Origin of the sequence: Streptomyces sp. NPDC090022 (genome assembly GCF_044748145.1) — a bacterium.
Lineage (GTDB): Bacteria > Actinomycetota > Actinomycetes > Streptomycetales > Streptomycetaceae > Streptomyces.
This window is the reverse complement of record NZ_JBIVFN010000018.1, coordinates 45,077-67,472: the sequence shown is the minus strand read 5'-3', so window position 1 is coordinate 67,472 and position 22,396 is coordinate 45,077. Positions and strand designations below refer to the sequence as shown.

The window sequence follows — 22,396 nt, the reverse complement described above, 5'->3', positions numbered from 1 at the left end:
CGCATGTGCGCCGCCGGCTGGCGGCGGCCGTCGCGCTCGCCGCCGGCCTGATGGGCGCGGCCGCCTGTACGTCGCCGTCCCCCGACGGGGACAAGCCCGAGGCGTCGAAGAGCGCGCCGTACAAGGAGGGCACCCTGCGGGTGCTGGCCTCCAGTGAGCTCGCCGACATGGACCAGGTGCTCGCCGACGCCAAGAAGGCCACCGGGGTGTCGGTGAACCTGACCTGGACCGGCACGCTGGACGCGGTCGAGCAGGTCGCCTCGGGCAGGGCCGACGGCACGTACGACGCGATCTGGCTGTCGTCCAACGACTACCTGCGGCTGCGGCCGGAGGCGGCCGGGAAGCTGAGTTCGGAGACGCCGGTGATGTCCTCGCCGGTGGCGCTGGGCATCAAGCCGGAGGCACTGGCGCGGCTGGGCTGGAAGCCGGAGGAGGTCACCTGGTCGGCGGTGCACCAGGCCGTGGCCGGCGGGAAGCTGACGTACGGGATGACCGACCCGGTGCGCTCCAACTCCGGTTTCTCGGCGCTGGTCTCGGTGGCGTCGGGGCTGTCCGGCGCGCAGTCGGCGCTCACCGACGCGGACGTGAAGGCGGCGGGCCCGCGGCTGAAGGAGTTCTTCACCGGGCAGAAGCTGACCTCGGGTTCGTCGGGCTGGCTGGCGACCGCGTACGCGCGGCGCGGTGACGTCGACGCCCTCGTCAACTACGAGTCCGTGCTGCTGTCGATGAACCGGGACGCGAAGACGAACCTGACCGTGGTCCGGCCGACGGACGGGGTGGTCACCGCGCACTACCCGCTGACGCTGCTGACCTCCGCGCCGCAGGGGGCCCGCGAGTCGGGCCGGGCGCTGACGGAGTACCTGCGCGGGGCCGGAGCGCAGCAGGCGATCACCGACCGGACCTTCCGCCGCCCGGTGGTCCCCGGGGTGACCCCGGCGGCGGGGCTGGCCGCCGACAAGCGGCGCGAGCTGCCGTTCCCGGGCAGCCGTCCGGTCGCCGACGGGCTGCTGGCGTCGTACGAGAACGAACTGCGCAGGCCCTCGCGCACGGTGTACGTCCTGGACACCTCGGGCTCGATGTCCGAGGAGGACCGGATCGGCCGGCTGAAGACGGCGCTGACGGACCTGACGGGTACGGGGAGTTCGGGCACCGGCGAGCGGTTCCGCGACCGCGAGGAGGTGACGCTGCTGCCGTTCGGTGACAAGGTGAAGAAGGTCCTGACGCACGTCGTCGAGCCGGGCAATCCGGGTCCGGCGCTGGACGGGATCCGCCGCGACGTGAAGTCCCTGGAGCCGGAAGGGGGCACGGCCGTGTACGGCAGCCTGAAGGCGGCGTACCAGCACCTGGGCAAGGGCAACGCGGACGCGTTCACCTCGATCGTGCTGATGACGGACGGCAAGAGCGGCGACGACGCCAAGGAGTTCGACCGCTTCTACGCCGGCCTGCCCGACGCGCAGAAGAAGACCCCGGTGTTCGCGGTGCTGTTCGGGGACTCGGACCGCAAGGAACTCACCAAGATCACCGAACTGACCGGTGGCCGGCTCTTCGACGCCACCTCCGGCAACGGTTCGCTGGACGGGGCCTTCGAGGAGATCCGTGGCTACCAGTGACAGAGGCGGCGGTGGCGCGGTCCTGCGCTACCTGGAGTCGAAGAAGAACCTGGCCGGCTGCGCCGGCGGGGTCGCGGGCCTCGGCCTGACCGTGGCCGGGGTGGCGGGCCCGTTCTGGTGGCTGGTGGTGGCGGGGCTGTACGGCGCGGGCGCGCTGATCGCCCCGCCGGACGTGCCCGTCCTGCCCGAGCCGGGCGTGGAGGAGCAACTGGGCGCGCTCCGTGACGACCTGGGCCGGTTCCAGGAGTACCTGGAGGCGGTGGAGTCGCTGCCGGCGGCGGCGTCGCAGAAGCTGGACCCCCTGATGGGCCTGTACGGCGCGCTGCTCGACCCCGGCTGGGCGCCGGAGGTGGTGGCCGCCGACCCGGAGGCGGTGCACGCGCTGTCGCGGGCGATCCGCCAGGACCTGCCCGAGTGCGTGGACACCTACCTGCGGACGCGCTGGTGGAACCGGCTGCCGGGTGGCGCGGAGTCGCCGGAGCGGCATCTGGAGCGGCAGCTGGCGGTCCTGCTGGAGGAGGCGGAGCGGTGGGCTGCGACCCTGCGCGAGGCGGAGGCCCGGCGGCAGGAGACGCACACCACATACCTGGAGGACCGGGGCCGCTCCTGAGCGCGGCGCCGCCCCGTACGGGAAAAGGCACCCGGCCCGTCCGGCTGTGAGCGGATGCTCGTGGCCGGACGGGCCGGGTGTGGTGCGGTGGGCGCCGCTTGGTCGGGGGCTCCCACAGCGGTGGGCGCCGCTTGGTCGGGGGCTCCCACGTTCATCGGCCCTTGTTCAGGGCTTGCCCTTCTTCAGGGCGTGTTCCGGCTCAGCCGAGGCGCTCGACGAGCGCGTGGTACTGGTCCCACAGCTCCTTGGGAGTGTGGTCGCCGTAGGTGTTCAGGTGCTCGGGGACCAGGGCGGCCTCCTCGCGCCAGACCTCCTTGTCGACGGTGAGCAGGAAGTCCAGGTCCTCGGCGGGCAGGTCCAGGCCGTCGAGGTCGAGGGAGTCCTTGGTCGGCAGGATGCCGATCGGGGTCTCGACGCCCTCGGCGGTGCCGTCGAGGCGGCCGACGATCCACTTGAGCACGCGGCTGTTCTCGCCGAAACCGGGCCACACGAACTTGCCCGCGTCGTTCTTGCGGAACCAGTTCACGTAGTAGATCTTCGGGAGCTTGCTCTGGTCCTTGTCGGCGGCGACCTTGACCCAGTGGGCCATGTAGTCGCCCATGTTGTAGCCGCAGAACGGCAGCATGGCGAACGGGTCGCGGCGCAGCTCGCCGACCTTGCCCTCGGCGGCGGCGGTCTTCTCGGAGGCGATGTTCGAGCCGATGAAGACGCCGTGGTTCCAGTCGAAGGACTCGGTGACCAGCGGGACGGCGGAGGCGCGGCGGCCGCCGAAGAGGATCGCGGAGATCGGGACGCCCTTGGGGTCCTCCCACTCGGGGGCGATCGTCGGGCACTGGGCGGCCGGGACGGCGAAGCGGGCGTTGGGGTGGGCCGCCGGGGTCCCGCTCTCCGGGGTCCAGTCATTGCCCTTCCAGTCGGTGAGGTGGGCGGGAGTCTCCTCCGTCATGCCCTCCCACCACACGTCGCCGTCGTCGGTGAGCGCGACGTTGGTGAAGACCGTGTTGGCGTACATCGTCTTCATGGCGTTGGCGTTGGTGTGCTCGCCGGTGCCGGGGGCGACGCCGAAGAAGCCGGCCTCGGGGTTGATCGCGTAGAGGCGGCCGTCCTCGCCGAAGCGCATCCAGGCGATGTCGTCGCCGATGGTCTCGACCGTCCAGCCGGGGATCGTGGGCTCCAGCATGGCGAGGTTGGTCTTGCCGCAGGCGGACGGGAACGCGGCGGCGACGTAGCGGGGCGCACCCTGCGGCGGGGTGAGCTTGAGGATCAGCATGTGCTCGGCCAGCCAGCCCTCGTCGCGGGCCATGACGGACGCGATGCGCAGGGCGTAGCACTTCTTGCCGAGCAGGGCGTTGCCGCCGTAGCCGGAGCCGAAGGACCAGATCTCACGGGTCTCGGGGAAGTGCGAGATGTACTTGGTGGTGTTGCACGGCCAGGGGACGTCGGCCTCGCCCTCGGCGAGCGGGGCGCCGAGGGTGTGGACGGCCTTGACGAAGAACCCGTCGGTGCCGAGCTCCTCCAGGACCGGCGCTCCCATGCGGGTCATGGTGCGCATCGCGACGGCGACGTACGCGGAGTCGGTGATCTCGACGCCGATCGCGGAGAGGTCGGAGCCGAGGGGGCCCATGCAGAAGGGGACGACGTACATCGTCCGGCCCTTCATGGAGCCGCGGAAGATGCCCTTCTCCCCCGCGAAGATCTCCTTCATCTCGGAAGGAGCCTTCCAGTGGTTGGTCGGGCCCGCGTCCTCTTCCTTCTCGGAGCAGATGAAGGTCCGGTCCTCGACGCGCGCGACGTCGGTCGGGTCGGAGGCGGCGTAGTACGAGTTCGGGCGCTTGACCGGGTCCAGCTTCGTGAAGGTGCCCTTGGCGACGAGCTCCTCGCACAGGCGCTCGTACTCGGCCTCGGAACCGTCGCACCAGACTATGGCGTCCGGCTCGGTCAGGGCAGCGATCTCCTCCACCCAGGCGATCAGGCCCGGGTGATTCGTCGGGACGGAAGTGGGAGCCGCGTTGTCGCGCGCCACGATTGCTCCTTGTTGAGGGGTTTGTTTGGTGTATGCCCCGTGGGGGCTGCGACCCGGACGCTACGCGCTCCGCTCATCCGGTGCCGACCGCACTCATCTGATCATCCGGTGCGTGTGCGCATATGTCCAGAGGGCCTCTCACGTGAGCATCGCCACTCGCGTCAATCTTCGGCAAAGCGAACAATCGGTAAATGTGCCCTCGGTGCGCTCCCGGAAACCTACGCGCGCGTAGGTAGCATGAGCGCCATGACTTCGGAAGCCGTTGACGCCCCGGCCGCCACGGTCGTCGGCAAGCCATTGATGCGCGGGTGGCTGCACGCCGGGATGTTCCCCGCCGTGCTCGTCGCGGGCCTGGCCCTGATGACCTTCACCGACTCGACGCGGGCGCGGGTCGCGTGCGCGGTGTACGTCCTCACCGCGTGCCTGCTCTTCGGCATCAGCGCGATCTACCACCGGGGCACGTGGGGACCACGCGGGGAGGCGGTGCTGCGCCGCCTCGACCACGCCAACATCTTCCTGATCATCGCGGGCACCTACACCCCGCTGACGGTCCTGCTCCTGCCCGACTCCACGGGCCGCACGCTCCTGTGGGCGGTCTGGCTCGCGGCCGCCGCCGGGATCGCGTTCCGGGTGTTCTGGGTCGGGGCGCCGCGCTGGCTGTACACGCCCTGCTACATCGCGATGGGCTGGGCGGCCGTCTTCTTCCTGCCCGACTTCATGCGCACCGGCGGGATCGCCGTCCTCGTCCTGGTGATCGTCGGCGGGCTGCTGTACAGCGTGGGAGGGGTCATCTACGGCATGAAGCGGCCCAACCCCTCACCGCGCTTCTTCGGTTTCCACGAGGTCTTCCACTCGCTGACGCTGGTCGCCTTCATCACCCACTTCGTGGGCATCGCGCTGGCGGCGTACCAGCACGCGTAGTCGGTACGGGACGTCGCGTACGCCGTCAGCCGGCCCGGCCGCCGGGCTTGACCCGGCCGACCTTGTTCCCGATGAGCTCGGTGAACCACAGGGTGCCGTCCGGGCCCGGGGCGATGTGGAAGGGGCTGCGCCCCTCGGCGGAGCCCGGCAGCGGGTACTCGGTGATCACGCCGCGCGGGGTGATCCGCCCGATCCGGTCCAGGTTGGACTCCGCGAACCACAGGTTCCCGTCCCGGCCGGCCGTGATCCCGATGGGGCCGGCGTTGCGGGTGGGCAGCGGGAACCGGGTGACCGTTCCGTACCGCGTCATCCGTACGATCTCGTGGTCGAGCCCGCCGCCGTCGGTGAACCAGAGGTTCCCGTCCGGACCGGCCGTGATGTTGAACGGCGCGCCCTGGAGGTTCGGCAGCGCGAACTCGGTCACCCTCCCCTTCGGGGTGATCCGCCCGATCTTGTTCACGAAGGGCATCGTGAACCACAGGTTGCCGTCCGGGCCCGCCGTGATCCGGTACGGAAGGCTGTCGGGCGTCGGCAGCCGGAACTCGGTGACCTTGCCGCGCGGGGTGATCCGCCCGATGCTGTTGGACCCGTTCTCGGTGAACCACACGTTGCCGTCCGGCCCGCGCGTGATGCCGAACGGGAAGGCGTCCACGGTGGGCAGCGGGAACTCGGTGACCTTGCCCCGCGGGGTGATCCGCCCGATCCGGTTCAGGGAGGGCTCGCTGAACCACAGGTTGCCGTCGGCGCCTGCGGTGATGTCGTCGGGGAAGGCGTCCGGGGTGGGCAGCGGGAACTCGGTGATCCGCCCGCGCGGGGTGATCCGGGCGACGCGGTTGATGCCGTTCTCGGTGAACCAGACGTTGCCGTCGGGCCCGGCGGTGATACCGAGCGGACCGCTGCCGGCGGTGGGCGGGGTGAACTCGGTGATGCGTACGGCCTCGCTCGCGCCCGGCGTGGGGACGGCGGGCACGGGGACGGCGGGCGCGGGCGCGGCGGGCACGGGCGCGGCGGGCACGGGCGCGGCGGGCACGGGCGCGGCGGGCACGGGCGCGGCGGCGAGCACCGCCGAGCACAGCAGACCGCCGGCGAACAGCGCGGCCAGGCGGCGGCAACGGGGCAGGACACGGCGGCGCACGGTGGCCGGGGCGGCGGTCTCGGGCATGGGCCCAGCGTAGGAGCGGGGCCGCCCGGCACCCCGGTATGACGGGCCGTCAAACGGGTTCTCTTGCCCTGCCGCGCGGATGCCCCCCTGGGGTTCCCCGAGCCGGTCCCGGCGACCGGCTCCGATCGACACGGCCACCGGCCCGGAGCAGCATGGGAAGGAGCGGGGTCGGGGGCGGGACGGGGGCCCGGCGCGTGGGAGATCCGGAAAGGGGGCACCCGAAGGGACATCCGATGGCGTCCATCGCGACACGGACGAGAAGAATCCTCCGGCTCTGCGCGGCGGCCGGAATGACCTGCGGTCTCGCGGCCGGCCTGGCGACACCGGCGCACGCCGGGAACCCGCCGGCCCCCACCGTGCAGCGCGTCTGGACGGACGGATCGACCGCCTACATCAGGTTCAGGGACAACACCGACGGCGAGGACGGGTTCTGGGTGGTCGTCTTCGAGAAGGACAATCCGAACAACGAAGCCGGCAAGGTACGCAGGTGGTACGGCGGCGGCTCGCCCGGGACGGGGCGGATGGTCACCAAGTCCCTGCCCGGCATCAAGCCCGGAGTGGCCTACTGCGGGGCCGTACAGACCAGGGTCCCGCGCACGGACCCGGCGATCCCGACCCGGGACACCTACGACTTCAGCGGCTGGAGCAACAACGTCTGTGTCGCCGGGACCGACCCGGCCAACCCCGCCGGCTCGCCCAAGAACGCGTCGCTGGGCACGGTCAACGGCGAGTTCCACCCGCCCGTCGGCACCAACCGCACCTACTGGGTGCCGTACTTCAACTCCGGTGCGGAGGCCAAGAACGTGGTGGTCGACGTGACCACCGACGGATCCCTGTCGATCAGGAAGCCACCGGACCCCGGCATCTTCAGCGGCTTCACGTGCGCGCTCGGCGCGGCCGGGGCCGACGGCAAGGTCCGCAGCTACCGCTGCACCGGCGGCACGCTCGCGGCCGGGGAGAAGAAGGAACTCCCGGTCTTCGCGCACGTGGACAAGGCCGGCCAGGGCGTCATCCGCGCCACCATGCGGGTGGCGGGCGACATCAACCCCGGCGACAACAGCAGCACGTATCCCGTGATGGCCCAGTGAGGACCGGCAGGTGAGGACCGGCAGGTGAGGACCGGCCCGGGACGCCGCCGACGCGACGCCCCGGGCCGGTGCGCCGGGGCCTACGCCTTGTCGCAGGCCACGCCGTTGCCGTCCGGGTCCAGGCGCAGCGGGTCGCTGCCGTTGACCTTCATCCGGGCCGGGTACGTGTGGGTGGCCAGCCAGTCGCAGCGGGCCCTGGTCGTCTTCTTGACCTCCGCCGGGAAGACCGTCGGCACGCACACGTTGGCCGTGCCGTAGTGCCGGTCGCAGCCCGCGACGCTCGGCGCCACGGGTACGGAGTCCCGCTTGCCCGGGTTGGCCTTCGGCGCCGGCAGCTTGTCCGCGAACTCGTGGACGTGGGCGGCCGGGGTCCGGGCGTCGGTGTTGGCCACGCTCAGCGCCGCCGCCGACGGCCCGCCCAGGTGCACCCACTGCGCGATCGGCGGGATGCCGTTCGCGTCGACCGCGAAGAGCATGTACCAGCCGGGCGGGGCCAGGTTGGGGTTGCTGGTGACGTTGAGGTCGACGGTCGTGTCGTCGACCACGGTCAGCGGCAGGTCCACGAACCGCTGGTTGGGGTCGGAGGAGTGGGTGACCGCCGCCGGACGGATCAGCTCCGCCTTGGCGACCGGCCGGTTCACGGTGATCCGCTGGGTGTCGCCGTACACCCACTGCGTGTCGATCACCGAGGTGATCTGCGGCCGCGGCCCCTTGAAGAGGTACGGCGGGGTGTAGATCGACACGGCGTGGTTGTACGTGCCGTTGCCCGGGTTGTCGCCGACCGACATGACGCGTCCGTCGGGCATCAGGAACGACGCCGAGTGGTACGTGCGCGGGATCGGGTCGGTGGCCATGCCGGCCTGGTAGGTGTTGGTCACGGGGTCGAAGAGCGAGGCCTCGAAGACCGGGTCCGCCCGGTCGTGCAGGGCGCCGCCGGTCTCCAGCACCTTGCCGTCGGGCAGCAGCACCGCCGAGACGTACATCTTGCCCTCGGCGCCGGTCTGCGGCCGCTTGCCGGCGCCCTGGTCCACCAGGCCCAGCGGGATGTCGGGGCCGGCGACGTACGCCGGGCTCGGCTTCTTCAGGTCGATGATGTCGGTGAGGCGGTTCGCGGCCGGGTTGGTCTCGTTGTTGCCGCCGCCGATCGTCAGCACCCGCTGGTCCTGGGCGGGCGGCAGCAGCACGCTCGCCGACTCGTCGCGCTGGTCCTTGTTCCGCAGGCCCGGCACGTCGGTGATGGTGTTGGCGTCGTAGTCGTAGACGGAGGCGCCGGTGCCCGGGGTGCCGTTGCCGAAGGTGTGGCTGCCCGAGTAGAACAGCCGGCCGTCCTGCATCAGGATCATCGACGGGTACAGGCCCCAGTACGACCAGGTCTGGTTGACCTCGTTCATCGGCAGCCACTTGTGCTGCGCCGCCGAGAACTTCTCGGCGGTCACGTTGCCCGTGGAGTCCTCCTTCAGACCGCCGAAGGAGATCACGTCACCGTTGCCGAGGATGGTCGCCGACGGGTACCAGTGGCCGCCGTTCATGTCGTTGGTCTTCGTGTACGTCTCGGTCGCCGGGTCGAAGGTGTACGAGTCCTTCAGCCCCTGGTAGCCGATCGTGCCGTCGGCGGACGGGTAGCCCTTGTTACCGCTCATCACCAGCACCCGGCCGTCGGAGAGCTGCACGTGGCCCGCGCAGAACATGTCGACGGGGGTGGGGATGGTCTTGAAGGAGCCGTTCGCCGGGTCGTAGACGGCGGAGGTGAAGGTGCCCGCGTTGAACTGGGCGATGTCGTTGCCCGAACCGGCGATCAGCAGCACCTTCCCGTTCTTGAGGACCACCGCGTGCATGGAGCGCACCGGGTTCGCGGCCGGGATCACCTCCCACTTGCCCTTGGCGCACTCCTGCGGGGTGCCCGTGCAGGTGGGCGTCGGCGGGGCCGCGCCGACCTCCTCCATCGCGTAGTCGTCGGTGGTCAGGGTGCCCACCCCGTACACGGACAGGCCCCAGGCGATCTTGTCGGTGCCGGGCGGGACCGCCGGCGTACGCACCTCCGTACGCGCCCACGCCGCGCTGACCGGCGGGTTCTGCAGATCGGTCCAGTAGGTCCAGGTGCCCGTGGCGGCCTCGCGGCGGAAGACGGTCACGGACACGTCGGGGGTGTCGGAGGTGTACCAGGCCGACAGGTCGTACTGCTTGCCCGGGGTGACGGTCGGCGCGCAGGCCGCGTTCTCGGTGACCAGCGCCTTGCGGTCGCCGTCCACGCGCCGGGTGAGCGAGACGCGCATCGCCTTGCTGCCCGAGTGGGCGCCGGCGACGGTCGCGAAGGTGAAGTCGTTGTCGCCCCAGCCGGACTTGGACCAGCAGGAGGGCATGTCGGAGCCGGGTGCGCCGGCGGTCTCGAAGCCGGGGTTGGTGAGCAGGTTGGGCGGTCCGGCACTGGCCTGCTGCGGTGCGGTGAGCAGCAGGCCCCCGGTCATCGCCCCGACGGCGAGCAGGGCGGCCCGCCGCCCTCCCCGGCGCCGGAGGGTACGTCGCATGGGATCTTCCTCTCTGTGCGGCTCGGCTGTACGGCGGCGTATCGGCTCGACGGCAGGTAGACCAGCGCCTCGGTGGCCGCGAACCGCAGGACGAACGTGGTGACCAGCGCGAGCGCGGTCGCGGGCAGCACGGCCATGCCGAACCGGTCGACGAGCACGGCGATCAGCGGGATCCGCAGCAGCAGGTCGGCGTTGGCGAGCAGGGCGAACCGCCCCAGCCGGTCCGCCCAGTGGCGATGGCGGCGCCGGTCGCGGAAGAGCAGCGCCTCGATGAGGACGAAGTTCCACAGGACCCCGGCCTGGTTGGCGAGGATCTCGGCCGGCAGGTAGTGCATCCCGGCGCCCGTGAGCAGCCACAGCGCGGCCAGGTTCGGTACGAAGCCGGAGAGCCCGATCAGCCCGAAGCCGATCATCCGGGCGGGCCCGGTCGCGGTCCGCAGGGCCGCCAGGTGCGACAGGAACCGCAGGCCCTCCTTGGCCGTGGACTTCGACTCCCCGGCGAAGCGGTCCTGGAAGACGAACGGCACCTCGGCGACCTTGGCGGGGCGGCAGCGCACCGCGAGCTCCAGCAGGATCTTGTAGCCGAGCGGGCGCAGGGCCTCGGGGGTGATCACGGAGCGGCGCAGGGCGAAGAAGCCGCTCATCGGGTCGCTGATACCGCGCAGGGCGCGCGGGAAGAGCCCCTTGGTGAGCCAGGTGGCGCCGCGCGAGACGGCGATGCGGTAGCCGCCGGCCAGGCCGGCCCGGCTGCCGCCGCTGATGTAGCGGGAGGCGACGACGAGTTCGGCGCCGGTGCGCTCGCCCTCGCCGACGAGTTCGGGGACCAGCTGCGGCGGGTGCTGGAGGTCGGCGTCCATGACGACGACCCAGTCGGACGCGGCACGCTTGACGCCTTCGACGACGGCTCCGCCGAGGCCGCCGACGGCCCGTTCGCGGTGCAGGACCGCCACGGGGAAGGGACAGTCGGCGGCCGCCTTCTCGATGACCTCCGGAGTGTCGTCAGTGGAGTCGTCGACGAAGAGGACCTCGCAGGGCAGGTGGGCGGGGATGCTCGAGCGGAGCCGGCGCAGCAGCTCGCGGATGTTCCCCGCCTCGTTGAAGGTGGGGATGATCAGCGTGATGCTGCCGTGCGCCGGGGGCTCGACGGCCTCCACGGCGGCCGCGACACCGGCCTCGTCGAGGGCGGGGTCGGTCCGCAGGTCTTCGCTCATGGTCAGCTCCCGCTGTCGGGGTCGGTCCGGCGGATCTCGATGCGGTCCTCGCCGGTGCCGAAGACGGCGACCGGGGTCGAGTGCTCCAGAGCGGCCTTGACGGTGGGCAGGGTGGCGGCGTCCCGTCGCACGGTCGGCGAGGAGACGACGTAGTCGATGTCGCGCCAGCCGCGCGGCAGCGTGGCGGTGACGGCCGGGTCGAGGTCGGCCTTGTAGAACCAGATGGCGCCGGGGCCGGGTTCGAAGCCGTGGTGGACGGCGTCGAGCCACAGCGCGTCGTCGAGGAGCACGCGGGTGTTCGCGGGGTCGGCGACCTGGCTGCCGAGCCAGTCGGCGGCCTGCCGGTACGGGCCGTTGGCGTCGGCCGTCAGCGCGGTGCGGTTGCCCTCGTACCAGCGCGGCAGCACGTACGTGGCGGCAGCCGCGGCGAGGACCGCGACCAGCGCGTACCGGGTCCACACCAGGGCGCGGCCCTCGGCACGGCCACGGCGCCGGCGCAGCACGGCGTGCGTGATGCTGGCGGCGCCGCCGGCGAGGACCAGGGCGAGGAAGGGCATCGCCTGGATGACGTACATCGCCGGGAGGTAGCCGGAGGGGCGCAGCGCGACCACGGCCAGGATGACGGCGGCGAGCGCGGGTCCGGCCAGCGCGCGGGCGGTGACCGACCAGTGGAAGGTGACCAGCAGCAGCGCGGCGCCGGCCAGGCCGCCCAGCGGCAGCACGGTGTCGTAGTACAGCCAGGACTGGAAGACGCCGTGGGAGCCGGAGCCGGGGTCGAGGATGAAACCGGAACCGGGCCGGCCCATCTGGTACGTGATGCCGTCGATGAGGGAGACGTGGCCGGGGCCGGGGAACAGCTCACCGTTGAGGAGGGCGTACAGCGGGTAGGCGAACCCGATGAGCGCGCAGGCGGTGATGGCGCCGGTGACGGCGAACTTGCGGGTGTCACGGTGGCTGTGCCGCCACATCGTCACCAGCAGCGCCGGCAGCACCACCAGCATCGTCTCCTTGGTCAGGACGGCGGTCGCGGCCGCCAGTCCCGCCGCGAAGTGGTGCCACAGGTGCCGGCGGGGCGAGGCGGCCAGGCAGAACGCCAGCAGCATCCACATCACGGCGAGGTTGTCGAGGAAGATCTCGCGCTGGAGGACGACGGACAGCGGCGACAGCCCGAACAGGCCGGTCGCCAGCCCGGCGGCCCAGCGCGGCAGCCACAGCCGGCGCGCCAGGACGTACAGCAGTACGGCGCTGGCAGCCGAGACCGCGAGCATCGAGAACCGCATCGGGGCGACCGTCATGGACTCGGGCACCAGCAGCGACGGCAGCCAGGTCAGGGCCGCGACCTGGATCCAGCCCAGCGGCGGGTGGTCGTACCAGTAGGTGTAGTGGGCCAGGCCCTCGCCCTGCTGGACCGCCCAGGCCTGCGCGAGGTAGGTGCCCTCGTCGTCGGAGAGGGCGGGGAAGTGGGTGATGTTCCAGCCCTGGACGAGCAGGATGGCGACGACCAGGACGGCGCACAGGATCAGGTCGGGCCGTGAGCTGCGGAACCGCACCAGGGCTCTGGCGGAGGCCGGTGCCGGGCCGGCGGAGCCGTGTCCGGGCAGCCGCCGGGCCGGGAGGTGGCCGGTGGTGACGGCGGCCGGGGACGCGGACGCGTCCTGGGACGGGGACGGGGACTGGGACTGGGGATCAGTGGCCGTGGGCAGGGTGGCGGTCACTGGTGGATGTCCTCTCGGGTCTGCGGAGCCTCGGTGAGGTGTGCGCCGACGTGACTGGTCAGCTCCCATTCGTTACGGCCGCGCTGCTCGCGCCAGACGGCGCGGATCGCGGCGCCGGCGAGCATCACCTGGTAGAAGGGGCCGCCGACGATCAGCTTGAGGTAGTGCACGAAGCGGATGCGCAGGCCGTACTGGCGCCCGAAGTCGTGCAGGCCGACGATCTCGAAGACGAACGTCACCATCGCCGTGATCAGGGGGAGGAAGGTGATGATCGCGATCCCGACGGGCACGTCGAGGAAGAGCGCGACGGCCACGTTCAGCGGGATGATCACCCCGCAGGCGGCCTGCATGAACGGGGTCATCAGCGTGTAGCGGGCCAGCCAGCGCTGGCCGCGGCCGGGCAGCTGCTTCCAGTCCTTCTTGCGGTAGACCTGGAGGAAGCCCTGGTTCCAGCGGGTGCGCTGCTTGAGCAGGCTGACCAGCGAGCCCGGGGTCTCCTCGCGGGTGACCATGTCCGAGTCGTAGGCGACGACGACCTTCTTGCCGGCGGAGGAGAGCCGGACCCCGAGGTCGCAGTCCTCGGCCAGGCAGTTCTGGTCCCAGCCGCCGGCCTCGCGCAGCACCTCCGTACGGACGAACACGGTGTTGCCGCCGAGCGGGATGAAGCCCTTCTCGGCGTGCAGGTGCAGCCGGGAACGGAACCAGAAGAAGTACTCCAGGCAGTTGCGCAGGCTGTACCAGCTGGAGTGGAAGTTGATCAGCTGGACCCCGCCCTGGACGACGTCGGCGCCGGTGGCGCGGAAGGCGTGGTCGACGTGGGCGAGCAGCTCGGGATGGACCTGGTCCTCGGCGTCGAAGACCCCGACGATGTCGCCCCGGCAGTGCGGGAGCGCGGTGTTGAGGGCCTTCGGCTTGTTCTTGGTCTCGTGGTGGTCGACGACGACCCGTACCCGCTCGGGCGCGCAGGCGGCGGCGCGCTCGGCGACGGCGGCCGTGTCGGGGTCGTCGTGGCCGACGATCACGATGATCTCGTAGTCGCGGTGGCTGGATTCCAGCAGCCGCTCGATGGTGTGCTCCAGGACGGCCTGCTCGTGGCGGGCCGGCAGCAGCAGCGAGAACGCCAGCCGGCCGCCGCCGTCGGGACGGTCGAAGCGGGTCGCGGCCAGGGTCTCCGGCGTACGCCAGGCATGCATCTGCCACCACAGCGTGAAGGCGGCCATCCAGAAGAGCGCGAGCGAAACGGCAGCGACGAACACAGAGGTGTACAACAAGTCCCCCACAGGCATGCCGCGGCCCGGCACGGAGCGCGGCGACGTCTGAAACCCCCCGGAGACGCGCTGCGGGCCCCCCGGCCCGGCGCCTGCCTCCCCCAGCACGCGCACCCCCCAGTGCGCGCGTTCTCGGTACGCGAAATCTTCCCGAACCCCGAGATTAGGCAGAGAACGTGAACCTCAGTCGCCCGTCAGATAAAAAACGTGTTTCCCAACCAGCCTTTCAGCAACCGGAATTGACGCTACTCCCGACTTTTCAGGTCTGAACCGTGCCCAACTGCCCGGCCAACTCGACCAGATCTGTCGTAGGGCGCGCGCAGACGAAGTGCCGACACACATACGCCGTGGGCAGGTCGCGTACGAGCGTGCGCTCGTGCAACAGGGGGAACTCCGGTGCACCCGCGTCTGCGGACGGAGCCCTTCCGACCGCCACCACGGCACCAGGAGCCGTCCCCAGCAACGCCGTCCGGTGCAGCGCGGCCGTCGCCGGGTCCTCCGGATGCCCCACGACCGCCACCTCGCGCGGCCCGTCGATCAGCGCCTCGGCGACGGCCAGCCCGTGTCCGATGAAGCGCGGGGCGCGCGGCCCCAGCGCGTGCACCACCCCGAGCGCCCGCTCGGCCGCCGTGCGGTGCGCCTGCGAGCCGGTGTGCGCGGCGTACGACAGCAGCGCGCCGGCGGCCGCCGTCCAGCCGGAGGGCGCGGCGTTGTCGGTGGGGTCCTGCGGCCGGCGGATCAGCTGCTCGGCGTCGTGCGCGGTGTCGTACAGCGTGCCGTCCGGCGCGGTGAACCGGTCGAGGATCAGATCGGTGAGGAGACCGGCGAACTCCAGCCACACCCCCTCGCCCGTGACCGCGGCCAGCGCCAGGAACCCCTCCGCCACGTCGCCGTAGTCCTCCAGCACTCCCGCGTGCGCGCCGGACCGCCCGTCCTTGCTGGTCCGGTCCAGCCGGGCGCGCCCGGCGGCGGCGTCGAAGTGGACGCGCACCAGCAGATCGGCGGCCTCGGTGGCCCGCTCGATCAGGTCGGGCCGCTCGAAGTACGCCCCGCACTCCGCGAGGGCGGCGATGGCCAGCCCGTTCCACGCCGCGACCACCTTGTCGTCGCGGCCCGGGGCGGGCCGCCCGGCGCGGGCCGACAGCAGCCGCTCGCGGATGCCCGCCATCCGCGCACCGTCGACGACGGGCCCCTCCTGGGGCAGCTGGAGCACGGACGCGCCGTGCTCGAAGGTGCCTTCCTCGGTCACCCCGAAGTACGCGGCGGCCAGCGCACCGTCCGCCTCACCGAGGACCTCCCGCAGCTGCGCCGGCGTCCAGACGTAGTACGCGCCCTCGGCGTGCTCACCGGTGGCCGGGTCCGCGGAGTCGGCGTCGAGCGCGGAGGCGAAACCACCCTCCCCGGTCCGCAGCTCCCGCACCATGAAGTCGGCGGTCTCCAGCGCCACACGCCGCGCCAGATCGGACCCGGTGACCCGCCACAGGTGCGCGTACACCCGGCAGAGCAGGGCGTTGTCGTAGAGCATCTTCTCGAAGTGGGGTACCAAGGTCCCACCACCGGGGGGAGTGAGCACGTACCGGTGGAACCCGCCCCCCACCTGGTCGTACAGGCTCGAACGGGCCATCGCGCCGCACAGCCCCTCCGCCATCTCCAGCGCGGCCACGGAGTCGGTCCGCGCATGGTGGCGCAACAGGAACTCGATCACCATGGACGGCGGGAACTTGGTGTCCCCCTTGAACCAGCCGCTCGCGGGGTCGATGTCCCGGGTCAGCTGGAGGAGCGCCAGGGCCTGGGTCTCCTCGGTGGGCGCCCCGCCGTCCCCGGTGCTCAACTGCCGCCCGGCAAGATCCCGAGTGATCTTCGCCGCGACTTCCGCCACCTCGTCGCGGCGGCCCGTCCAGGCGGTGTGCACGCCTTCGAGGACCTGCGCGAAGGACGGCATGCCGTGGCGCGGCTCGGGCGGGAAGTAGGTCCCGAAGTAGAACGGCTCCTGGTCCGGCGTCATGAACACGGACATGGGCCAGCCGCCCTGCCCCGTGGCGGCCTGGACGGCCTCCATGTAGACGGCGTCCACATCGGGTCGCTCCTCGCGGTCCACCTTGACGGACACGAAGTGCTCGTTGAGATAGGCGGCGGTCTCCACGTCCTCGAAGGACTCGTGGGCCATGACGTGGCACCAGTGGCAGGCGCTGTAGCCGACGCTCAGGAACACCGGCACGCCGCGCCGGCGGGCCTCTTCGAACGCACCGGCCTCCCACGGCCACCAGTCGACCGGATTGTCAGCATGCTGAAGCAGATAAGGCGAGGTCACACCAGCCAGCCGGTTCATACGGCCCAGCCTCTCACAACGCCTGGCACGACCGGCGAAACCCTCGCGAGCCCACCCCGCTCGGCTGAATTGCACGTGCAGGCCATCGCGTGGTGGGCAGCTCCTTCTCCTCAGAATCGGTATCAAAGCTTTGGTCGGGCGGCACGACACCTCGGAACAGTAGGCTGGGCGCAGCAGCGCTGGACCTGCCGAGGCTCCTCGAAGGAGGTACACCATGTCCGCCGAGATGGTGGCGCCCGCCTGGATGCACACGCAGATCAGCGCCGAACAGTACGACTCCTGGTCCGAGGAGCAGTGCGCCGGCATCGAGATCGTGGACGGGATGGTCGTCGTGAGCCCGAGCGCCTCCAAGCGGCACAACCGGCTGGCTCGGGTCCTGGCCAATGCCCTGGACGCCGCCGCGGGCCCGGACTGGAACGCGGACACGGGCTTCGACGTCCGCCTGCAGGACGTTCCGCTCACCAACCGCCGCCCGGACGTCACCGTCTACCGGGCGGAGACCATCGACCTCACGCCTACCCGCCCCGAGCACGTACTCCTGGTCGTCGAAGTCGTGTCGCCCGGTTCGGAGACCACCGACCGGATCGTGAAGGTGGACCAGTACGCCAAGGCCGGCATCCCCTTCTACTGGCGGGTCGAACAGGCCGCCACCGGTGTCCCGATCGTCTACACCTACGTCCTCGACCCTGCCACCAAGGCTTATAGGGACGGCGAGATGTTCACCGGCACAGTGAAGGCCACCGCACCTTTCTCCATCACGGTGGATCTTGGGCTCTCGTAAGGTACGGAGAAGTCGCCTCGCTATCGACGCTTGAGCGTCCGCGCATGCCTCACGGTGCTTCGCGGACTCATCAGGACATTCTCCGACTACGGACCAGATTCGCCACGTGCGGATGCGACTCCAGTTCGTACACGATCGTTCAGCCGCGCCCGGTCAAGAACTACCCAAGGGCACGTGGGCGGACGGCCGCGCCAACAGGGCAGCCGTCCAAAAGAAGCGAGCCGAGTCTTGGTATCCAGTTGCAGTTCATCAAAGCTAACGGGCTGACGTCACCGTCGGCGGCCATACGGGGGGCACGGAAAGGTAGGCGGACCTCACGAGTCGAGCGTAGAAGCTCGTGTGAAGATCCTGGCTGCGCGGGACGATGGAGAGGCAGCCCGCACAGCCAGGTCGGTTCAAGCAGGTCTCAGGTATGTGGTGATCGCCATGCTGGCCGCTCCAGGGCAGGAAAGCCGCGTTGTGCCTTCGAGGCTGCACAAGCCTGGACTCGCTGCCCCTCACTCGGTGTCGATGTCGGCCTCGCCGACCTCCTTGTCTGCCGACTTGATACCCAAGCTCTCGATGAACTGCCGCTCCCGCGCCGCCAGTTCGTGCTGCCGGGCGAGGATGAACTCGGTGAACTCGTCGGCCTTGAGGTGCTCGATGGACGCGAGGCTGACCCCATGCGAGTCCAGAATGTCAGTCTGCCCGTCCTCCGCGAGCCTGATGAGCGCCTGCCGGATCGACACACCCGGCGGCGTCGTCATGACGATCCGGTTGGCGGGACTGGAAGCCCCGGGGACCCCGCTCTGGGTGATGACGTGTCGATAGGTCTCGCTGTGCGCCGTCGCCAGCTGTTCCAGCACGTTGGCGGTGCCGCCGTCGAGGTTCTTCCGGTCCGGGAACGTCTGTAGGTCCCAGAGGAGGTAGGCGCGCACGCGCGCGCTGCGCAAGTCGAAGCGTTCGGGGAAGGAACGGGCCCGCTCAGCGGAGTAGCTGAGCCCGCCCTTGCCCTGGGCGAAGGCCTTCATCTCCGTAATGAATTTCCGGACCTGGGTGGTGGTGGACCCGGCAAAGGTGCCCGCCAGGGACGTGGTCCAGAACCAGTGCCGAAGCTTGCCCCGCTGCTCCACTTCGACCTTGTCGGAGAAGTGGAAGAAGACGGCGAGCAGCATGATCTGGATGTTGTAGGGAACCAGGCGAGCCAGCGGGACCCGGACCTCCTCCCGCAGGAACTCGACCACCTGCTGGAGGATCAGGTCGGTGTCCTCCACCGCGGTCGTGAGCTGACCCTGGACCTTGCGGGCCATCGTCTCCCAGGAGGTGTCCCCATATACGTCCTCCTCGCCGGACAGCGCGAGGACGGTCTGGAAGATCGTCATGATCGGGATCTCGCCGAAGCCCGAAGCGGCGATCCGCCCCTTGATCTCCTCCATCTTGTCGCTGAGCGTCTCCGAGCCGATGGTCCCGTAGGTCAGTGCGGAGACCATCTGGTCGGGACGCATCTTCTGGCCGCTGCTGTTAATCCTGGAGAAGACCTCGATGGCCTGCTGGAGAGTGCCGCCCTCCATACGCACCACGGAGACCTTGTAGTTCTTCACCCGCTTCGCGATGCGCTCGCTCTCCTTGGTGAGGCGGTCGGCCTCATCGCGGGAGTGGGAGACGTCGGACAGCGTCCGTGCGTATTCGAGAAAGTCCAGAGTCCCCAGTACGGACCGCATGGGGAGGTAGTGGCTGGGCACCGGCTCGCCGCTCTTCTGGTGGCGGTAGCGCACGCCGTCGTGTTCCGACCGGACGAGCGGCCGGTAGACCCACCACATCCAGTCCTCCTGGCGCGCGGACCGCGGGGCGTCGGCCGAGCGGTGGAGGACGCCGAAGAGCGTCGAGAGCCGCTGGTGGCCGTCCAGGACGTACGCGACCTTCGCCCCTTCCGGTGCCGGCGGAATCCTGCGCCCACCGATGGTGTCGAGGCTTTCGAGCGGCATGGTGGTCTCCCAGATGAGTAGGCTGCCCATCGGGTAGCCGCGCTCCATGCTGTCGAAGAGCTGGAGCATCTGCTCGGGGCGCCACAGGAACGGGCGCTGGAACTTCGGCACCCGCAGCTCGCCCTGCGCAATCCGCTCCAGGACCTGCTCCAGGAAGTGAACCTCCGGCACCACGGAGATATCCTTAACCACCTCGATGTCTCCCATGCTCAGATCACGCCCCGAATCGTTTCGAACATCGATCGCAATTCCTGTTTCGCTCCGGGGCCCAGGCCGTCCAGGTCCCGCTCCGATATGCCGCCGCGCATCACCTCTTGCAGGAACAGGCCCGGCAAGTCCGTTCCGAATCCCTCCTGGAGGGTGATGAGATCCTGCTCCGCCACTTCGTCGTACAGATCACCGTGGCGCGGCGGGATGACGTAGGTGGCCCCCGCCTTCTTGGAGTGGCGCCCCTTCTGGTCGGCACCCTTCTGCTGCTTCCCCTTGAATCCGTGCTTCATGTCGAAGTGGGCTCGCTGCGCGGGCGAGAAAGTCTTGAGGGACTCCAAGCGCTTGGCCATGGAGGACATTCCGACGGTCTTCTTCGGCTGCCGGGCCAGAACCCGGTTGGGAATGTAGTTCTCCATCTCCCGGAAGCTGAGGACGTGCGCACTCACGCCTTCGCGGGCCGCGGCTTCGGCCTTCTCGTGATTGTCGGTCCGGTCCATGGGGTGGAAGCTGTCGCTGTCGATGACGAGGACCACACGCTTGGTACGGGAGAACTGCGCGGCCTGGTCGACCGCGTGCACGGTCGCCCCGTCCTTGCCACCTCCGTTGTACACACCGAGGCGACTCCCCGCCTTAGCGTCGATGACATCCTCGCAGCCGAGCAGGCGCGCGAGCGCCTCGATCATCTGCCAGTCATAGATCGCGTTCTCCACGACCAGCACGGCTGGCCGCTCCAGGTCACGGATGTCCGCCGTGAGCGTCTCGCCGGTCACCCTGACCATGCCCGCGGTCCCCTCGTGCGGCGCCCAGGCCTGCGCCATGCTCGCCTTCTGCGCGAGTAGCAGGTAGCTCTGCGCCAGGACCGGGAGGTGACGCTCCAGGAACGTATGGACGGCGTCCACATCACGCGGGGAGATCGCCCACTCGTGCCGCGCCTCCCTGAAGAACGCGATCAGCTTCAATATGAGCTCTGCGTTCTCGTCGCCCTGACGGCCCTTCAGCAGGTCGACGGGAATCTCAACGCGCATCGTCGATCCGATTCGCCTGCGCGTCCGCGAGGGCGCGCACCTCCTCGAAGTCCTCCGCGAAGACCCCCCGCGGCCAGTAGTCGAGGTTGCCGAGGGCGTCCACCTCGATCTTCCGCAGGATGGCAGCCCCCTCCGCCTGCTCGACGAAGTAGATCTTCACATCTTCCGGCGCCAGCTTCCGCTCCGCGACCCGTCGGCGCAGCCTGAGGAGGAAGTTCTCGCTGTGTGTCTCCACCAGGAAGCGCACCTGCGACTCCTGCACGGCGTCGATGTAGAGATCGGCGATCGCGGCGTGCGCCGAAGGATGGAGATGGAGTTCGGGCTCCTCCACGATCTCAATCACCGGCCCGGCGGGCGGTTCCACGCGGTCCGCGGCCCGCTGGATCACGATCGGCAGGAACTGGACCACACCGGTGCCGACGTCGTCGATGTGGACGACGAGATCGGGGTCGCGCAGGGAACGCAGCTTGGGGATGTACATCCCGGAGCCGACGTCGGTGACTTCGAGGCGCCACCCGGGCAGGATGATTTCCAGCAGGGTGTTCACCTCACGGCCGATCAGACCACGCCCGTAGACCTCGTCCGCGGCGAGCATGCCGAGCGCCCTCTCGCCCCGATAGCCGACGCTGCCCAGGGTTCTGGCCGGAGACCGGAAGAAACGCTCCGGGCTCTTCCTGAACGGACCCAGATACCGGATCTCGTCGAGACCTTCCCGAATTAGCCCAGTGACGCCGCTGACACCGCCGACCGAGTCCGGCCAGTCGGCCGGATCAGGCAGCAGCCCGCGAAATCCGACTTTAGCCTCCTGGCCGTCGACAAGATACGCGCGCTTCTCCGGGGAGTAGGCGTCGATGCCGGGCATCCAGGAGAGGTTCGCGACCTCCGTCCCGCAGGAGATCTGCACTGAGGAGACCAGCTGCATTCCCTGGTTGGCGATGTTCTGGACCTCGGCGGTGGCGCTGACGGTCTCGCCGTCCTCGCGCCCGATCGACGCTCCCAGGCGAATGTGCCCATGGGGTGACGAGCCATGGATTAGATCGGCGAACGAAGGAGTGAAGCCCTGGATCAGGTCGAGGTCCAGAGGGTACGGGGAGTCGCCGTGGATACCGAGGGAAAGGAGCGGGAGCGCTCGCACAACGGCACTCTTGCCGGAATTGTTCCGGCCCAGCACCACCGTAATCTTTCCAAGCTCCACCTCCTGCCTCTCCCTGAAGCAGCGATAGTTCTCCAGCGAGAACCGTTCCAACGACACCTGGGCTCCCGTTCAGTCGAACCATGTCTGGCGAGGCCGTGCCGAACTCAGCGAACACCGCTACAGCAGCCCGCCAGCCTAGCCACGGTAATACTCTCAGACGGTGGTAGCTCCGCACCCGAGTTTCGCTCTTCCACCTACGGAGATGCCCGACGTCTGCCTCGGAGTTCCAGATGACGGGACCCCAGCCTCCGCACAACAGCCCTCCCCTGGGCGGCAGAGGCGCTCCGCCCGGTTGTGGGCCTGAGCGCCAGGAAGGGCAGCAGGCCGATCAGCTTCCCCCGGGCTGCGGCCTGGCCCGCCCTTGGACCTGATGGAAGGGGTACGGTCGACATTGCCTGCGGCTGGCAACAGCTCGGCCCCCTTGATGCGGCTGGTGTCGGGTTGAGGTTCCCCCGAGATGCGGGGATGGGTGACAGAGGGTCAGATGGGTCTCATGAGAGGAGACCAGTCGATGCCTGCACCGAGGAAGTACCCGCTGGAGTTGCGTGAGCGTGCGGTACGGATGTACCGGACGGCCGAGCCGAAGCCCGTGATCCGCCGTATGGCCGAGGAGCTCGTCACGGTCGATCTTGGGGACGTGTAGGAACGGAGAAGTCGTCCCGCGCCTGCCCGGCGGCTGTCCCGCAGCTGCCCGGGAGCGCGATCGGTGTGTCAACTTCCTCTGATCCAGCTCAGATTGCTTCGCACTCGGGCCTGCAC

At 70.0% G+C, this 22,396-nt stretch carries 16 protein-coding genes; 6 read left to right on the top strand and 10 right to left on the bottom strand.

Annotation, left to right across the window (positions count from 1 at the left end):
- The first annotated feature begins 50 nt into the window (after positions 1–50).
- Entirely contained in the window at positions 51–1,610 is a 1,560-nt protein-coding gene (locus tag ACIPXB_RS26715) for a substrate-binding domain-containing protein (RefSeq protein WP_401454004.1), read from the top strand.
- On the top strand, positions 1,597–2,220 hold the full coding sequence (locus ACIPXB_RS26710; RefSeq protein WP_401453926.1) for a hypothetical protein: 624 nt from the start codon (positions 1,597–1,599) through the stop codon (positions 2,218–2,220). Before ACIPXB_RS26715 ends, ACIPXB_RS26710 begins: the two co-directional genes overlap by 14 nt.
- Before the next feature lie 199 nt (positions 2,221–2,419).
- Here ACIPXB_RS26710 and ACIPXB_RS26705 read toward each other — a convergent pair whose 3' ends face one another.
- Positions 2,420–4,243: a phosphoenolpyruvate carboxykinase (GTP) gene (locus tag ACIPXB_RS26705; RefSeq protein WP_401453925.1), complete on the bottom strand. Its 1,824-nt coding sequence runs from the start codon at positions 4,241–4,243 to the stop codon at positions 2,420–2,422.
- A gap of 237 nt (positions 4,244–4,480) precedes the next feature.
- Here ACIPXB_RS26705 and ACIPXB_RS26700 point away from each other — a divergent pair, with 237 nt between their 5' ends.
- A complete protein-coding gene (locus tag ACIPXB_RS26700) occupies positions 4,481–5,164 on the top strand; it encodes a hemolysin III family protein (RefSeq protein WP_401453924.1) in 684 nt (227 codons plus the stop codon).
- 25 nt (positions 5,165–5,189) lie between these two features.
- On the opposite strand, the gene ACIPXB_RS26695 is transcribed toward ACIPXB_RS26700, so the two are convergent.
- Positions 5,190–6,326, bottom strand: a complete 1,137-nt coding sequence (locus ACIPXB_RS26695) for a hypothetical protein (RefSeq protein ID WP_401453923.1) — start codon at positions 6,324–6,326, stop codon at positions 5,190–5,192.
- Positions 6,327–6,559: 233 nt separating this feature from the next.
- On the opposite strand from ACIPXB_RS26695, the gene ACIPXB_RS26690 reads away from it, so the two are divergent.
- A complete protein-coding gene (locus tag ACIPXB_RS26690; RefSeq protein WP_401453922.1) occupies positions 6,560–7,414 on the top strand; it encodes a hypothetical protein in 855 nt (284 codons plus the stop codon).
- A gap of 80 nt (positions 7,415–7,494) precedes the next feature.
- On the opposite strand, the gene ACIPXB_RS26685 is transcribed toward ACIPXB_RS26690, so the two are convergent.
- The 5 genes from ACIPXB_RS26685 to ACIPXB_RS26665 form a co-directional block, all read right to left on the bottom strand.
- The gene (locus tag ACIPXB_RS26685) at positions 7,495–9,939 is read right to left on the bottom strand and encodes a galactose oxidase-like domain-containing protein (RefSeq protein WP_401453921.1); all 2,445 of its coding nucleotides are present in this window, start codon (positions 9,937–9,939) and stop codon (positions 7,495–7,497) included.
- Positions 9,876–11,150: a glycosyltransferase gene (locus ACIPXB_RS26680; protein ID WP_401453920.1), complete on the bottom strand. Its 1,275-nt coding sequence runs from the start codon at positions 11,148–11,150 to the stop codon at positions 9,876–9,878. Before ACIPXB_RS26680 ends, ACIPXB_RS26685 begins: the two co-directional genes overlap by 64 nt.
- Positions 11,151–11,152: 2 nt before the next feature.
- On the bottom strand, positions 11,153–12,751 hold the full coding sequence (locus tag ACIPXB_RS26675; protein ID WP_401454003.1) for an ArnT family glycosyltransferase: 1,599 nt from the start codon (positions 12,749–12,751) through the stop codon (positions 11,153–11,155).
- 110 nt (positions 12,752–12,861) lie between these two features.
- On the bottom strand, positions 12,862–14,133 hold the full coding sequence (locus tag ACIPXB_RS26670) for a glycosyltransferase (RefSeq protein WP_401453919.1): 1,272 nt from the start codon (positions 14,131–14,133) through the stop codon (positions 12,862–12,864).
- Positions 14,134–14,392: 259 nt separating this feature from the next.
- Entirely contained in the window at positions 14,393–16,462 is a 2,070-nt protein-coding gene (locus ACIPXB_RS26665; protein WP_401453918.1) for a thioredoxin domain-containing protein, read from the bottom strand.
- A gap of 214 nt (positions 16,463–16,676) precedes the next feature.
- Here ACIPXB_RS26665 and ACIPXB_RS26660 point away from each other — a divergent pair, with 214 nt between their 5' ends.
- Positions 16,677–17,243: a Uma2 family endonuclease gene (locus ACIPXB_RS26660; RefSeq protein ID WP_401453917.1), complete on the top strand. Its 567-nt coding sequence runs from the start codon at positions 16,677–16,679 to the stop codon at positions 17,241–17,243.
- Between the two features lie 497 nt (positions 17,244–17,740).
- Here the strand turns inward: ACIPXB_RS26660 and ACIPXB_RS26655 are convergent, their stop codons facing one another.
- Genes ACIPXB_RS26655 through ACIPXB_RS26645 form a run of 3 tightly spaced genes read right to left on the bottom strand, consistent with a single transcriptional unit; the run spans position 17,741 to position 21,694 of the window.
- Positions 17,741–19,381 (bottom strand): DUF262 domain-containing protein, encoded by a 1,641-nt coding sequence (locus ACIPXB_RS26655; protein ID WP_401453916.1) that lies wholly within the window; start codon positions 19,379–19,381, stop codon positions 17,741–17,743.
- Positions 19,382–19,416: 35 nt separating this feature from the next.
- Positions 19,417–20,442, bottom strand: a complete 1,026-nt coding sequence (locus ACIPXB_RS26650) for a hypothetical protein (protein WP_401453915.1) — start codon at positions 20,440–20,442, stop codon at positions 19,417–19,419.
- Positions 20,432–21,694, bottom strand: a complete 1,263-nt coding sequence (locus tag ACIPXB_RS26645) for a DUF3696 domain-containing protein (RefSeq protein ID WP_401453914.1) — start codon at positions 21,692–21,694, stop codon at positions 20,432–20,434. The genes ACIPXB_RS26650 and ACIPXB_RS26645 overlap by 11 nt, the downstream gene beginning before the upstream one ends.
- Positions 21,695–22,148: 454 nt before the next feature.
- Here ACIPXB_RS26645 and ACIPXB_RS26640 point away from each other — a divergent pair, with 454 nt between their 5' ends.
- The gene (locus ACIPXB_RS26640) at positions 22,149–22,280 is read left to right on the top strand and encodes a hypothetical protein (protein WP_401453913.1); all 132 of its coding nucleotides are present in this window, start codon (positions 22,149–22,151) and stop codon (positions 22,278–22,280) included.
- The last annotated feature ends 116 nt before the right edge of the window (positions 22,281–22,396 follow it).